Origin of the sequence: Dietzia sp. SL131, assembly GCF_026672565.1 — a bacterium.
GTDB lineage: Bacteria > Actinomycetota > Actinomycetes > Mycobacteriales > Mycobacteriaceae > Dietzia > Dietzia kunjamensis.
Window position 1 is genome coordinate 2,930,727 of record NZ_JAPPRI010000003.1, and the last position, 14,290, is coordinate 2,945,016.

Here is a 14,290-nt window from a genome sequence, read left to right on the forward strand (position 1 = left end):
CCTACAGCCCCCCGGGGAGCTCCTCGGCACCGAGTTCGTGGGCCAGCGCGCTCTCCAGCCACGGATGACGAAAACGGTGGTCCACGCCGGTCAGCGCTGTCGGCAGGATCCGCTGACTCGCCAGGGCGAGCTCGTCCGAACCCCGCCCGCCTAGGACGAGCGCCGGGGCCCATCCGGGCACCGGGACGACCGTCGGGCGCCGCAGGACCGAACCGAGAACCCGGGTGAACTCGGAATTGGTGACCGGTTCGGGGGCTATGGCGTTGACCGGGCCCGTCACCGCAGGGTCGACGATCGCCCGCAGGTAGATGTCGGTGAGGTCGTCCAGCGAGATCCACGACATCCACTGCCGTCCCGAGCCGAGGCGGCCGCCGAGCCCGGAGCGCGTGATGGCGGCCAGCGGCGGGAGCATCCCCCCGGAACCGGACAGCACGATGCCCGTGCGCACGTTCACCACCCGGGCCCCGGCGAGACGTGCGGGCTCGCAGTCGCGCTCCCAGTCGACGACGATGTCGGCGACCGGACCGGAGCCGGGAGCGGAGTCCTCGACGAGCCGCTCGTCGCCGCGGTCGGCGCCGTAGTAGCCGATCGCCGACGCGGACACGAGGGTGGTGGACCCGCCGCGGGCGGCGACGAGTTCGGCGAGACGACGGGTGGGGCCCACGCGACTGTCGCGGACGAGTTCGAGATGCCGGTCCGTGAAGCGCCCAGCGATGGGGGCACCGGCGAGATGGACCAGGACGTCGACGCCCTCGAGGAGGTCAGCGGCGGGATCGCCGGTGTCCCAGTGGCGCTCCCCCGGGCCACGGGCGTCGCCGCGGACGAGGCGGATGACCCGGTGTCCGGCGACCCCGAGCAGCGCGGTGAGGGCGGTGCCCACGAGGCCCGACGCGCCGGTGACGGCGACGGTCAGAGCGCGGTTGTCGTACCGGGCGAGGCTGTCGAGGTCGGCGGCCATCTGGCGGTACCGGTAGGCGAACACCGGCGAGAGCATCCGGCCGGGCACCCGGGCGTCGACCCTGTCGCCGAGCAGGGCGGTGCCGTCCGGACCGGCCGTCAGCGTATGCGTGTGGACCCATCCGGTCGTCGCGGCGTACGGCTGGGACACGCAGCGGTCGACGAACCGCTCACCCTCGATGAACCCGGCGGGATCGTGCTGCGCGAGCCAGCGGGGTCCGAAGCGGACTCCGAGAGGTCCCGGCAGCGCCGTACGCGGTTCGAGGACCGCCACGCCGTCCCGCAGTGAATCGGCCTCGCTCACCGGTCGCAGCGGCATGAACGGGGGCGAGAGCCGGCGGAAGGCGCCGGGCGAGGCGAAGTAACGCCACGCCTCGTCGGGGGTGGCCGGAACCGTGCAGGTGAGATCGATGCTCATCGGGTGCTCATCACGGCAGTAGGCACAGTGGGGTCACGTCGCCGCGGCCGCCCGCCATAGGAACGGTGAGGAAGGCGCATGACCACCAACCGCGGTCCTCGATCACATCGCGGACGGTGGACCACTGCTCGGCGTCGAGGACCGGCTCGCGACTGAGCACGAACCCGGAGGACCGCGTGGGGTCGCCCACGATGGCCAGCGAGTAATCGTCGGCCAGGTAGGTGATCCGGTAGTTGACGGGTCCGCCCTCGTCCTGGAACGGGACCATCGGGAAGTTGACCCGGAGCGAGGCGTTGGTGTCGGTGTCGCGGACCTTCGCCTCGCCCTCGATCACCGAGTCCGAGCTGATGGCCGAGCCGCACGAGTTGCGCACGGAGACCGTGCCGGGCGCGGTCACCGCGTACTCGGCCCTGGTGTCGTTGGTGCACTGCAGCGTGTACGGCTGCGGGATGGCGGCGACCTGGAACCACTCTCCCTGATACCGCTCGAGGTCGACGGAGTCGACCTGGGTGAGCTCGGGTCCACCGAGGGAGCCCACGGCGACACCGTCGGGCAGGAGCTGCGAGGAGCCGCCGCCGAGGCGTCCGCCGTCGGTGACGTCCTGGGCGCTGGCCACGGGGGCGGTGCCCAGGCCCGCCGCGAGGAGCGGCGCGACGGCCAGGGGCGTCATCAGGCCTCGCAGGCGGGACCGGGACGGGCCGGGGCGGGAGCTGGTGCTGGTGCGGGCGGCGGTGCTGGTGCGGGCGGCGGTGCTCATGCGTGGATCTCCTCGGTCGTGGTGGGGCCGGCGCCGTGGTCGCCGGTGCGGCGGTCGGGGTCGTCGGACGCCGAGCCTGCGGTGGCGCCGCGGCGGGTCTGTCCTCGCGGGTCACCCGGCCACCACACCTTGTCCCCCACGAGGGTGAACAGGGCGGGCACGACCAGGGTGCGCACGACGAAGGTGTCGAGCAGGACACCGAGGGCGACGATCACGCCGACCTGGGTGAGCACGATCAGCGGAAGGACGCCGAGGACCACGAACACCGAGGCGAGCACGATGCCGGCGGAGGTGATGACGCCGCCCGTCAACGCGACGGCGCGGACCATCGCCTCCCTGGTGGCGTGGGTGGAGGCCTCCTGGCGGGCCCGGATGGTGAGGAAGATCGAGTAGTCCACGCCGAGGGCCACCAGGAACAGGAAGCTGTACAGCGGCACCGACACGTCCAGGCCGGGGAAGCCCAGGATCTGGGTGGTGACGAACGTGCCGAGCCCGAGAGCGGCGAGCGACGAGAGCACGGTCGCCGCCATGACCAGCAGGGGCGCGACGACCGACCGCAGGACCAGAACCAGGACGACGAACACCACGAGCAGGATGAGCGGCGCGATCAGGGTGAGGTCACGCAGGTTGCCCTGGGACGTGTCGACGGCCTCGGCCACCGACCCGCCCACCAGCGCCTCGGCACCGGGGACCGTGTCGACGGCCTCGCGGAGCGCGATCACGCTGTCCTCCGACCGGTCGGTCGCGGGCGCGGCGTCGAGGACCACGGTGACGCGGCTCCATCCCGTTCCGGACTCGCCGGCCGGGCGGGCGGACACGACACCCTCCACATCCCGGACCGCCTCGGTGATCTTTCCCTCGGTGCCGGTGCGGGTGAGCACGGTGACCGGGTCGGTGACGCCGGCCGGGAAGTGCTCGGCGGCGGTCTCCAGCCCGGCGGCCGCCTCGGAGGGGGTGCGGAACTGCTCGGTCTGGCTCAGGCCGATACGGGTGCCGAGCAGGCCGAGCGACAGCACGGCGAGGAGCAGGACACAGGAGACGAGGACCGTCACGGGGCGATTGACCACGCGCGCGGCGACGCGGCCCCAGACGCCCGGGGGGACGTCCTCGTCGAATTCCCGCGGGGTCTCGGGGGCACCGTCGTCGGCGTGCGTGCCGGCGGGCCCCTCGACCGGGCGCGGGATGAACGGCCAGAACAGGCCGCGGCCGCACACGGCCAGCGCGGCGGGCAGCGCGACGAGCGCGTAGACCAGGGCGACCAGCAGGCCCACGGCCGCGGAGGCGCCGAGCGATCGGTAGTTGGGCAGGGCCGCCAGGAGCAGGGTGAGCAGGGCGAGCACGACCGTGACGTTGCTGGCGACGATGGCCGGGACCGCGCCCCGGTACGCGTCGCGGAGGGCGGTTCGACGATCCGAGGTCTTGCGGAGTTCCTCGCGGTAGCGGGACACCAGGAGCAGAGCGTAGTTGGTTCCGGCACCGAAGACGAGGACGGAGACGATGCCGGAGGTGGACCCGTCGACGGTGATGTCGAGTGCTTCCCCGACCTTGGCGACGAGCAGCGCCGCGACGCGGTCGGCGACACCGATGATGATCAGCGGGACGAGCCAGAGCACCGGAGAGCGGTAGGTGACGATGAGCAGTACCGCGACGACCAGGGCCGTGGCCGCCAGGAGTCGGAAGTCGGCGCCCTCGAACGCGGCAGCGGTGTCAGCGGCGAACCCCGGGCCGCCGGTGAGCTGGGCGCTGATGCCCTCGTCGAGACCGTCGGCGACGGCGTCCCTCATCTCCGACACCAGGTCGCTGGCCGCGCCCCCGGAGAGGAACTGGGCGTCGACCGGCACCAGCATGAGGGCGGCGGCGCCGTCCTCGGACGGGATGGGGCCCTCTGCGGGAGCACCGACGACCTCGGCCATGCGCTCGCCGGCGCCGACGGCCGCGGCGATGCCCTCGGGCCCCAGCTCGCCGCCGTCCTCGCGGGTCACGACGAGGACCGCCGGAACGGACTCGGACCCCGGGAACTCGCGCTGGATCTCGGAGACGAGTGCGGCCTCGGAGTCGTCCGGGAGCGTCTGGGGCCCCTGCGACGAGCCCTCCGAGGAGGCGAAGGCGAACACCGCGCCGCTCACGAGGAGCACGACCACGAGCATCAACCACGCGGAGAGCTTGCCCGTGACGACGCCCACCCACCCGTCGGCCGCCCCCGGCGGCCCCGTCGTCCCTGACTCGTCTCTAGCCGAGCGCTCAGCTCTCATCGGCTCCCTTGGCTTCACACGTCGTATTCGGAGAGGAACGCCTCGAGGATGGTGGTGACCTCGTCCGGGCGTTCCATGCTGGGTGAGTGCCCCGCGCCGGGGATCTCGCGATAGCGCGAGCCCGCGATCAGCTCGGTGATGCGTCGGGATTTGTCGGGGGGCGTGGCCGCGTCCTCGGACCCCACCACGACCAGGGTCGGGGCGATGATGCGGATGGCCTCGTCCTCGCACGGGTCACGGTCGGCGACGGAGTCGATGGCCTTGACCAGCCCCACGCGATCGGTGCGCTCGAGCTGGGTCATCCACTCCTGCACCCAGGGGGCGTCGAGGTTGCCCTCGGCCAGCATGATCGGCGCCACCCGCGCACGCAGGGGCTTCATGCCGGCCACGCGGTACACCTTGGACAGCGTCTTGTATTTGCTGCGGTTGGCCGGCTCCTCCGCGGTGGCGGCGGTGTCCATGAGCGTCAGGGTGTGCACGATCTCCGGGTTGCGGGCGGCCAGGCGCATCCCCACGAACCCGCCCATGGACAGGCCCACGAAGTTCACCACCGGGATCTGCAGGTGCCGCAGGAGTTCGGACACGTCCACCGTCAGGGTGTCCATGTCGTAGCCACCCATGGCCCGCGGGGAGTTGCCCTGCCCGCGGAAGTCGATCGTCACGCACCGGTACTTGTCGCGCAGACGGGCGATCTGGTGCTGGAACATCCAGCCCGAGAACAGCAAGCCGTGGGCGAAGAACACCACCGGGGCGTCCTGGCGTCCCGCGGGGGCGCCGGTGTCCGTGTAGGCGATCGTCGTGTGACCGCGCTGGAAGGTGGGCATCGTGGCGTTCTCCTGACGTGCTCTCGTGGCCGCCTGGAACGGCCTCTACGGTCGTACGATACGACGCCCGCCCGGGCGCGAGGCGGCCTCGAGCCGATCCGACGTGCGGTCGGCCGACATCGTCACCTCAGGGTGACCAGTCGGCGCGGGTCGTCGGGCCCGGCCGCCCGCTCGAGGTGCTGGTGTTCGTTGACCGCGATACACGTCATCCCGCCCCGACCCACCACGACCCGGGCGGTCCCGGTGTTCACGGTCACGCGCTGCAACCGGGTCCACAGCCCCACGACTCCTTCGGGGTCGGCGAGGAGGCCGGCGACCGCCAGGGAGATCGTGCCGGCGGAGGAGACGACGACGGTCGTCCGGCCGGTCCCGGACCTCGCGGCGGCGTCCGCCAGGGCGTCGTCGGCGTCGCGCCGGTATTCGGCGAACGCCTCGAGTCCCGCCCAGTGTCCGAGGGCGGCGTCGAGTTGACGCTGGAACGCCTGTTTGGCCGCGTCGGAGGCACCGGCGGAGTCGAGGGTCCCGTGCTCCGTGGTCAGGCCGGCCACGCGGGCGGCCTCCAGCACCGCGTCGGCGTCGTACTCGGCCCAGCGCTCGTCGACCTCCACCGCGACGTCCTCGGCGGCGTCCCGGTCGTCGTGGGCGCGTAGCCCGGCGAGCAGGCCCTCCGCCGTCTCGCGCTGCCGGCGCAGGCCGCCGTGGATGATCACGTCGGGCCGCAGCCCGCGGCCGGCCATGTCCTCGCCGGCCAGGCGCGCCTGCAGGTGGCCGGTCTCCGACAACCGGTCGTAGTAGCCGCTGCCGAACGAGGCCTGCCCGTGGCGGACGAGGTGGATGGACCCCATCAGCGCCCACCGCCCGACGTGCCGGTGGGTCGCCCGCCGATCACGGGGAGATCGCCGATCACCGGCAGGCCTCCGAGCAGACCCGTCACCTTGCCCCGGACGTCGTGGACGCCCCCGGCGAGCAACGGGAGCACGACCCGGGGGACGCCGAGCAGTTCCGGGACCACGTCCCGCGGGGAGACCCGGGTCGGAGTGAGACGACCGTCGCCCGTGCGGATGATGCGCAGGCACCGCTGCTCGAGGAACGCCACTCCGGGGCGGAAGGCGCGGAACGCCGGGTTGGTGGTCTGCCCGTGGAAGTAGCGGTGGTTGATCTGCTGGGCGATCACGGCCAGGCGGAACAGTCCGAACACCTCGTAGAAGCGCCACTGCTCCGCGGTGATCTCCAGGCCGGCCCGGCGGGCGTACCGCTCGACGACCTGGTGACGGGTGAGCATCCCGGGCGCGTGGGTGGGCTGGCGGCGGAACGCCTTGAACAGCGGGCCGTCGTCGTCCTGCACCCAGTAGGCGAGTGCCCCACCGAGGTCCATGAGCGGGTCGCCGACGGTGGCCATCTCCCAGTCCAGGACGCCGATGACGTGGGTGACGTCCCGGGGATCCAGCACGAGGTTGTCGAAGCGGAAGTCGTTGTGCACCAGGCAGTGGCCCACGTCGTCGGGCTGGTTGGCGTGCAGCCACTTCATCACCGGGGCGAAGTCGGGCACGTCGGGGGTGCGGGCGCGACGGTAGCGGGCGGACCAGCCCTCGACCTGGCGGCGCACGTACCCCTCGCCGCGGTCGAGGTCGCCCAGGCCCGCGGCCCCGACGTCCACCGAGTGGAGGTCGGCGAGCGCGTCGACGGCCGCCTCGGCGAGGCGGCGGGTGGTGACCCGGTCCATGAGCAGTTCGCGGGGCAGCTCCTTGCGCAGGATGGTGCCCTCCATCCGCTCCATCACGTAGAAGTCCGAGCCGATCACCGAGTGGTCGCCGCAGAACCCCACCATGCGCGGCACCAGCGGGTACACCGGTCGCAGCGCCGACTGGACGCGGTGTTCGCGCTTCATGTCGTGGGCACCGCGGGCCTTCGTCCCGGCCGGCGGGCGGCGGAGGACCAGGTCCGCGCCCGGGTAGCGCAGCAGGTAGGTGAGGTTGGACGCGCCACCGGTGTACTGCCGGACCTCGGGGATGACCAGCTCGTCGTCGTCGCCCAGATCCACCCCCGCCAGCACGGTCGGGTCGTCGGGCGTGATCGACCGCAGCCACGCGGCCACGGCCTCGACGTCGAACGCGTCCTCACCGCGCACCGCGTCGGTGCCGGGGACGCGGCGGCGCAGGGCGGCGTCGCGGTCGGGCGCGCCGTCTCGGGCGGTCACCGGTTCGTCCCGGTCTTCTCGGTGCCACCGGTGGTGGCGGCGTCGCGGTAGGGCGCGAGCAGGGCCCGGGCGACGACGCCGAGGTGGACCTCGTCGGGGCCGTCGGCCAGTCGCAGCGACCGCGCGGTGGCGTACGCCCCGGCCAGGGGGAAGTCGTCGCTCATGCCGCCGCCACCGTGGAGCTGCAGGGCCATGTCGATCACCTGCTGCGCCATCTTCGGGACGGCGGCCTTGATGGCACTGACCTCCACTGCGGCCTGTCCCTCGGTGTCGAGCTTCCAGGCGGCGTGCTGGACCAGCAGGCGCGCCTGGTCGATCGCGATGCGCGCCTCTGCGAGACGCTCACGGTTGCCGCCGAGGTTGACGATGGGTTTGCCGAAGGCCACGCGACCCGAGGCACGGCGGCAGGCCAGGTCCAGCGCCATCTCCGACAGGCCGATCAACCGCATGCAGTGGTGGACGCGCCCCGGGCCCAGTCGGCCCTGCGCGATCTCCGCGGCCCTGCCCGGTCCGGCGATGATGCTGGACACCGGGAGCCGCACGCCCTCCAGCGTCACCTCGCCGTGGCCGAGCGGTTCGTCGTAGACCCCCTGGGCGGTGAGCATGCGCTCGACGCGGACCCCGGGGGCGTCCATCGGCACCAGGACCATCGAGTGGCGCAGGTAGCGGTGCGCGTCCGGATCGGACACGCCCATGAAGATGCCCACCTTGCAGTCCGGGTGGCCGACGCCCGTGGACCACCACTTGCGGCCGTCGAGGACGACCTCGTCACCCTCGATACGGGCGGTGGCGGCCATGTTCGAGGCGTCCGAGGAGGCCACGTCCGGCTCGGTCATGAGGAAGGCGCTGCGGATCTTCCCGTCGAGCAGCGGGTCCAGCCACCGGTCCTTCTGCTCCTGTGAGCCGTACTTGAGCAGGACCTCCATGTTCCCGGTGTCCGGGGCGTTGCAGTTGAACACCAGCGGGGCGAGGAACGAGCGGCCCATCTCCTCGGCGACCGGCGCGTAGTCGGTGTTGCTCAGGCCGGTGCCGCCGTGGGTGCCGTAGCGCTCGGCATAGGGCCCCTCGTGTCCGGCCGGGAGGAAGAGGTTCCACAGTCCCTGCTCGCGGGCGCGGGCCTGGAGTTCCGGGACCCGCGGATCGACCGCCCACGGGTCCTGGCCGGCGAGCCGACGCCGGGCGATATCGGCGTGGATCTCCGGCTCCACCGGGGCGATGTGGGTGTCGATGAACTCGCGGACGGCTGCGGTGAGCTCAGCGGCGCGGGGCGAGGAGGAGAAGTCCATGGGTTCATCGTGGCACAGCCCGACGAACGGGTCCCGGCTCCGCGGCGTCTCCACGCGCGGGCCGGGGCCGGGGGTCGCGCGCGGGCCCGCCGACGGGTGACCCACAATGGCGAGACGGAGACCCCCTCCGCGACCCGCCCGACCGGTGGGTCGTCACAGCGAGAGCGAGACGCCCGACGATGCTGCCGGACACCGAGGGCTGGTTCCGACGCCGGAGCCTGACCGCCCGGGACTTCGACGCCGCCGGGGTGGCCGCGGCGAAGGCCGGCCGACGCCTGTCGGTCGTGCTGCCCGCCCGCGACGAGGAGGCCACGGTCGGCGCCATCGTCACCGCGCTGCGCGAGCACCTGGTGGAGGCGGTGCCGCTGCTCGACGAGATCGTCGTGATCGACTCCGACTCCACCGACAACACGGCGCGGGTCGCCCGCGCCGCCGGCGCCGAGGTCCACGCGCAGTCCGAGATCCTGCCGGAGTGGGGGTCGGTCCCGGGCAAGGGCGAGGCGCTGTGGAAGTCCCTCGCGGTGACGACCGGGGACGTGGTGGCGTTCATCGACGCCGACCTGCGCGACTTCGACCCGACCTTCGCCGTGGGGTTGCTGGCCCCGCTGGTCCTGGATCCGTCGCTGGGCTTCGTCAAGGGGTGCTACGACCGGCCGCTCGCGGACGGCGCCACGGTGCTGCCCTCGGGGGGCGGGCGGGTGACCGAACTCGTGGCCCGACCGCTCATCGACGCCTGGTGGCCGGAGCTGGCTGGGTTCGTCCAGCCACTCGCCGGGGAGTACGCGGCCACCCGGGAGGTCCTCGAGCAGATACCGTTCGCCCGGGGCTACGGCGTGGAGCTCGCGCTCCTGGTGGACGTGTGGGAACTGGTGGGACTCGACGCGATGGCGCAGGTGGACCTGGGCACCCGGCGTCACCGCAACTCCCCCGACGACTCGCTGGCCCGGATGGCCGCGCAGATCCAGCTCACCGCACTCGACCGTCTCGTCCGCGCGGGCCGCGTCACCACGACGGCCGAGCCGCATCAGCGGCTCACCACGTTCACCCGGTCGCTGGCGGGGGCCTACTCGCCCACCACCACGCGCATCGAGACCGGCGACAGGCCTCCGATGTGCGAGGTGAGGGTTCAGCCGCGGGCGGGCTCCTGATCCTCGGGGCTGCGGGCGTCCGGCTCCTGCCGCGCCCGCGCGCGGCGGCGGTCGCGTAGCGCCCACACCGCGAGGCCGACGGCGGCCACGGCCAGCGCGGCGACGGCGAACCACAGGTCGTCGATCCCCGCGACCCGGCGCTCGATGGCGAGCTGCAGGTCGAACTGGGCGTCCACTCCCATCACCGAGCCGAGGGCCGCGGTGCCGTCGGTGAGGACGAACAGCAGTCCCACCACGATGAACAGCACCCCGGCGATGAGTGAGGTGGTGTGCGTGCGGATGGGTCCCAGGGTGACGTCGCGACCGCGGATCCATCGCCGACGCGACACGCCCAGCCGGTCCCACGCCAGGGCGAGCACCGCGAGCGGGACGACCATGCCGACCGCGTAGGCGCCCATGACGGCCGCACCGTAGGCGGGCGAACCCCCGGCCATCGCCAGGGTGAGGACACCGCCGAGCAGCGGGCCCGAGCAGAATCCGGCGAACCCGTAGAGGGCGCCCAGCGCGAGGACGGCCACGGGGCCGCTGCCGGTGACGCGGGACGAGGCGTCCGAGAGTCCGGGGAGCCGGAAGCCGCCCCCGAGCGCGGTGTAGACACCCAGGGCGACGACGACGAGGCCACCGATCAACGTCACGGTCCCGCGGTGGACGGTGAACAGCGAACCGATGGCCCCGACCCCCGCGCCGAGCGGGACCAGGACGATGGCGAGGCCGAGCAGGAACAGCCCGGTCCGGGCGAGGAGCACCCGGCGGGTTCCGAAGGCGTAGGCGAAGAAGGCGGGCAGCAGCAGGGCCGAGCACGGGCTGAGGATGCTCAGGACGCCGCCGAGGAATCCGCCGATCAGTCCGATCTGTTCGGTCATCGGGCCCACGTCACCCGTCGAGTGAGCTGTCGATGACGTTGCGGAACGTCTCCGTGGAGCGGGCGCCGATGATGCCCGTGCCGTTGATGAGGAACGTCGGGGTCGAGGTGGCACCGAGTGCGGTGGCCGCCTCGTAGTCGGCCCGGATCGCCTCGTCGTACCGGTCGCTGGTCATGTCCTCGCGGAAGCGCTCGATGTCGGCGACGCCGGCCTCGCGGGCGTACCCGACCAACTTCTCCTCGTTGAGGTCCGGGTGACCGCGGTCGGGGGAGTCGGCGAAGACGACCTCGGTGAACTCCCAGAACCTGCCCTGGTCGGCGGCGGCGCGGCCGGCTCGCGCGGCGGCCATCGACTGTTCGCCGAAGATCGGCAGGTCCCGCCATTCGATCCGCAGCTCGCCGCTGCCGACGTATTCCTCGACCAGGGCGGGCTCCACCTCGCGGGAGAACTTGGCGCAGAACGGGCAGCGGAAGTCGGTGTACATGGTCATCACGACCGGCGCGTCGACGGGCCCCATGGCCATCGGGTCGCCCTCCTCGAAGCGCGCGATGCCCTCCATGGACTCCGGGCCGGGAGCCTGTTCCGGGCTGGTCTGCCGATCGTCGGACACCTCCGACGTCCCCGCGGCGGACCCGTCGGCGGACGGTTCGCCCCCGCCCACCTCGCGGGCGAGGAGGATCGCCACGAGGGCGAGGAGTACGGCCACCACGAGGGACAACGCGATGACCGGGACGCTCGGACGACGGGACACTTCGGGGCTCCTGCGGGTGCGATCGGGGATGGGACCGACCCGCGAGCGGGCCACTTCCTACTACGTTGCATAGTAGTTTGCGGCGCTGGCGCGATGTCAACCCGCCAGCGCGGAACACATCCCCAGCACGAGTGCCGTCGCCGCGGCCGCGGAGACCGCCGCCGGCGAGACCGCGTGCACGAGCGCCAGCGCGAGACCGGGCCCCGTCCCCCGGGGTCCGGCCGGCACCGAGGACAGGACGGCCACCCGGCCGGCCGGGGCGCCGAGCTCGCCGAGGGCACCGCGCACGGCCGCCGCGCCGCCGGCGCCGAGCGCGGCCCGCCGGTCCGCGGCCAGCTCGGCGAGGACGGACACCTCCGCTGCCGCTCGCCGCAGCAGGGGCACCGGAGAGAACACCGTGCGCAGTGCCGCCGCCGACGTCACCGCGACGTGGTGACGTCCCCGCAGATGCGCGATCTCGTGGTCGAGCACGGCCCGTCGGCGCTCCTCGCCGAGATCCCACAGGGCGGTGGAGGCCACCACCGTCCCGCCGGGCGAGGCCGACCCGCGTCGCCCCACGCCCGGGAGCCCGCACGCCGACGCCCCCGGCAACGCGTAGGCGACGGGTTCGTCGTCGGCGATCCACCACACCCGTACCCCGTCGACGTGGTCGGTGGCCTCGACCAGTGACCGCAGGGACCGGGCGTGCGCCCGCGCCGAGCGCCGGGCCCGGGACATGGCGGCCACGACCACCGCGACCGCGGACACCCCCGCCACCACGGCCACCGCGACGACCACGCCACGGACGGCGGCCGGCCACACGCCGCCCGTCGCCGGATCGAACATCGTCGCGCACGCCGTGACGGCGGTGGCGGCGGGCGCGAACCCCCTCAGCGGCTGCACGTGCATCACCACCGGGGCGACGACGAGCAGGGACACGAAGACGACGCCGGTGCCGATCCAGGCACCCAGCGCGACGCCCGGCCGTGCGGCCGCGTCCACGGCCCGACGCAGGTAGGCAGGGCCGGCGGCGCCGACGACCAGCGCCGCGAGCAGCATCCCGATGCCCATCAGGTGTCCCCGCCTCCGCGGAGGCGCGCGGTGATCCTGCGGAGCACTCCCGCCTCCTCCGGGGCCAGGTCTCCACCCTCCCTCGAGACGAAGTGCAGGAGGAGCTTCTCTGCGTCGCCACTCGACCGGAGCAGTTCACCCAGGGCGTCGGCGCCGAAGTCCTCGCGGCTGCGCGCGGGCCGGTACCGGTACCCGCGTCCGACCTTCTCGCGCGTCACCGCCCCTTTGTCGTACAGGTGCGCCAGCACGGTCATCACGGTCGTGTAGGCCAGGGGCCGCCGGTCCGCGAGCCGATCCGAGACCTCGCGGACGGACAGGTCGTCGCCGTCACCCGCGCACTCGTCCCACAGCAATTCGAGGACGGCGGTCTCGAGCTCACCGAGACCGGGCAGCGAATGCACCACGACAGCGCTCCTCCCGATCGATCTACCAGGCCCGGTGGCGGATACCCCGCCCGTATGCTGACCATGGTGGCATGAACCACTCGTCCGGCGCGTCGGCCGCCCCCCGGAACGCGCCCGCTCCCGAGACCGCCTCTTCCGAGGCCGCGTCAGCCCAGACCGTGCCTTCCGAGACCACGTCGACGCCGGCGGTGTTCGCCCCCGCCCGCGCCGCCCTGGCGGCGCTCGGGACCTTCCTGCTGATCGGCATCCCCACCGACATCCTGCCCAACCCGGTGTTCGGCCGCGAGATCCCCGTCCGCTGGTGGGAGTACCCGGTGCTCGCCGCCACCGTACTGCTCACCGCCGCCTGGTTCGGCATCAGGTCCGCGCGGGAGGCCGGCGTCGGCAGCGCCGCCAGGCATCCCGCCGGAGCCGAGCCGTCCGAACGCCCTGCGCTGGTCACCGTGGGCGTGGCGACCGCCTGGTTCGCGGTGGCGTGCCCCGTCTGCAACAAGATCGTGCTGATCCTGCTCGGCACCACCGGCGCGCTCGGGGTGTGGGCCCCGCTGCAGCCGTGGCTCGCGGCCCTGTCGCTGGCCCTCCTGGCCGGCGCCGTGATCTACCGGTGGCGGGCCCGCCCCTGCGCCGATGGCGCCTGCGCGTCCGACGCCTGCGCGGTGCCGCCCACCGGGAGCGGGGACCGCGCTACCGACGCCGCGCGGACCCGCTGAGCATCGGCGTCAACGGCACCACCGGCGGGAACGGACGGGCCTGCAGGCCGGAGACGTCGAAGCCCGCCTCCGCGACGTGCCGGGCGGTGTCGCGGTTCGGGTGACACCCGCCTCCGAGTCGGCTCCACACGGGCTCGATCCGGTCGGCGACGCGACCCAGCCGACCGTCGGCCCGGACGTGTTCGAGCAGACGCAGCTCGCCGTGCGGGGCGAGCACCCGCAGGGCCTCTGCCAGGGCGGCCGGGACGTCGGGGACGGTGCACAGGACGAGCCCGAACACCACGGCGTCGGCCTCACCGTCGGCGAGCGGGAGCGCCTCCGCCACCGTGTCCACCACCTCGACGTCCACCGCCGCCCGCTGTGCGTGCCGGCGGGCGTACGCGCGCAGGTGCGGGTCCGGTTCGACCGCCACCACCCGGGTGACCTCCGGCGGGTAGTGCTCGAAAGTCACCCCGCTGCCGGCGCCGACCTCCACCACCGTGCCCGACAGGCCGTCGACCAGACGCCGTCGCGACTCGGACAGGCCGATCCGCTCCAGCACCGGGCTGGCCACCACCCACGCGCGGGCGAAGAGTGACGCATCCTGCCGTTCGCGAGACCTATTCATGCGAAGATACGGTACCGGGTATCCGCCGGTCCCGGGGCCGGTCCAACGATTCCCACCGACACAACG

General features: G+C 73.2%; 14 protein-coding genes. 2 read left to right on the forward strand and 12 right to left on the reverse strand.

Annotated features, from left to right (window positions below):
• Position 1: 1 nt before the first annotated feature.
• The 7 genes from OVA21_RS14625 to OVA21_RS14655 form a co-directional block, all read right to left on the reverse strand.
• The gene (locus tag OVA21_RS14625) at positions 2-1,375 is read right to left on the reverse strand and encodes a TIGR01777 family oxidoreductase (protein WP_159148269.1); all 1,374 of its coding nucleotides are present in this window, start codon (positions 1,373-1,375) and stop codon (positions 2-4) included.
• A gap of 10 nt (positions 1,376-1,385) precedes the next feature.
• Positions 1,386-2,045, reverse strand: coding sequence for a lipocalin family protein (locus OVA21_RS14630; RefSeq protein WP_268093163.1), 660 nt, complete (start codon positions 2,043-2,045; stop codon positions 1,386-1,388).
• A gap of 83 nt (positions 2,046-2,128) precedes the next feature.
• Positions 2,129-4,279: an MMPL family transporter gene (locus OVA21_RS14635; RefSeq protein ID WP_268093165.1), complete on the reverse strand. Its 2,151-nt coding sequence runs from the start codon at positions 4,277-4,279 to the stop codon at positions 2,129-2,131.
• A gap of 119 nt (positions 4,280-4,398) precedes the next feature.
• Entirely contained in the window at positions 4,399-5,208 is an 810-nt protein-coding gene (locus tag OVA21_RS14640) for an alpha/beta fold hydrolase (protein ID WP_069389914.1), read from the reverse strand.
• A 122-nt stretch (positions 5,209-5,330) separates the two neighbouring features.
• Positions 5,331-6,053: a histidine phosphatase family protein gene (locus OVA21_RS14645; RefSeq protein WP_268092735.1), complete on the reverse strand. Its 723-nt coding sequence runs from the start codon at positions 6,051-6,053 to the stop codon at positions 5,331-5,333.
• On the reverse strand, positions 6,053-7,405 hold the full coding sequence (locus OVA21_RS14650; protein WP_326493473.1) for a phosphotransferase family protein: 1,353 nt from the start codon (positions 7,403-7,405) through the stop codon (positions 6,053-6,055). The genes OVA21_RS14645 and OVA21_RS14650 overlap by 1 nt, the downstream gene beginning before the upstream one ends.
• A complete protein-coding gene (locus OVA21_RS14655; protein ID WP_268092736.1) occupies positions 7,402-8,691 on the reverse strand; it encodes an acyl-CoA dehydrogenase family protein in 1,290 nt (429 codons plus the stop codon). Before OVA21_RS14655 ends, OVA21_RS14650 begins: the two co-directional genes overlap by 4 nt.
• Positions 8,692-8,870: 179 nt before the next feature.
• On the opposite strand from OVA21_RS14655, the gene OVA21_RS14660 reads away from it, so the two are divergent.
• Complete coding sequence (locus OVA21_RS14660) at positions 8,871-9,839, forward strand: glucosyl-3-phosphoglycerate synthase (protein ID WP_268092737.1); 969 nt, start codon at positions 8,871-8,873, stop codon at positions 9,837-9,839.
• On the opposite strand, the gene OVA21_RS14665 is transcribed toward OVA21_RS14660, so the two are convergent.
• The 4 genes from OVA21_RS14665 to OVA21_RS14680 all read right to left on the reverse strand — a co-directional run bounded on the left by OVA21_RS14665 (position 9,818) and on the right by OVA21_RS14680 (position 12,904).
• Positions 9,818-10,702: a cytochrome c biogenesis CcdA family protein gene (locus OVA21_RS14665; protein WP_096907439.1), complete on the reverse strand. Its 885-nt coding sequence runs from the start codon at positions 10,700-10,702 to the stop codon at positions 9,818-9,820. The genes OVA21_RS14660 and OVA21_RS14665 overlap by 22 nt on opposite strands.
• A 10-nt stretch (positions 10,703-10,712) precedes the next feature.
• The gene (locus OVA21_RS14670) at positions 10,713-11,453 is read right to left on the reverse strand and encodes a DsbA family protein (RefSeq protein WP_268092738.1); all 741 of its coding nucleotides are present in this window, start codon (positions 11,451-11,453) and stop codon (positions 10,713-10,715) included.
• Between the two features lie 96 nt (positions 11,454-11,549).
• The gene (locus tag OVA21_RS14675) at positions 11,550-12,503 is read right to left on the reverse strand and encodes a M48 family metalloprotease (protein ID WP_268092739.1); all 954 of its coding nucleotides are present in this window, start codon (positions 12,501-12,503) and stop codon (positions 11,550-11,552) included.
• The gene (locus tag OVA21_RS14680; RefSeq protein ID WP_154830252.1) at positions 12,503-12,904 is read right to left on the reverse strand and encodes a BlaI/MecI/CopY family transcriptional regulator; all 402 of its coding nucleotides are present in this window, start codon (positions 12,902-12,904) and stop codon (positions 12,503-12,505) included. Before OVA21_RS14680 ends, OVA21_RS14675 begins: the two co-directional genes overlap by 1 nt.
• Before the next feature lie 74 nt (positions 12,905-12,978).
• On the opposite strand from OVA21_RS14680, the gene OVA21_RS14685 reads away from it, so the two are divergent.
• Positions 12,979-13,617 carry a hypothetical protein gene (locus tag OVA21_RS14685; RefSeq protein WP_069389449.1) on the forward strand — a complete coding sequence of 213 codons (639 nt, stop codon included), beginning with the start codon at positions 12,979-12,981 and terminating at the stop codon, positions 13,615-13,617.
• Here OVA21_RS14685 and OVA21_RS14690 read toward each other — a convergent pair.
• Positions 13,592-14,224 (reverse strand): class I SAM-dependent methyltransferase, encoded by a 633-nt coding sequence (locus OVA21_RS14690; protein ID WP_268092740.1) that lies wholly within the window; start codon positions 14,222-14,224, stop codon positions 13,592-13,594. The genes OVA21_RS14685 and OVA21_RS14690 overlap by 26 nt on opposite strands.
• Positions 14,225-14,290: the final 66 nt, after the last annotated feature.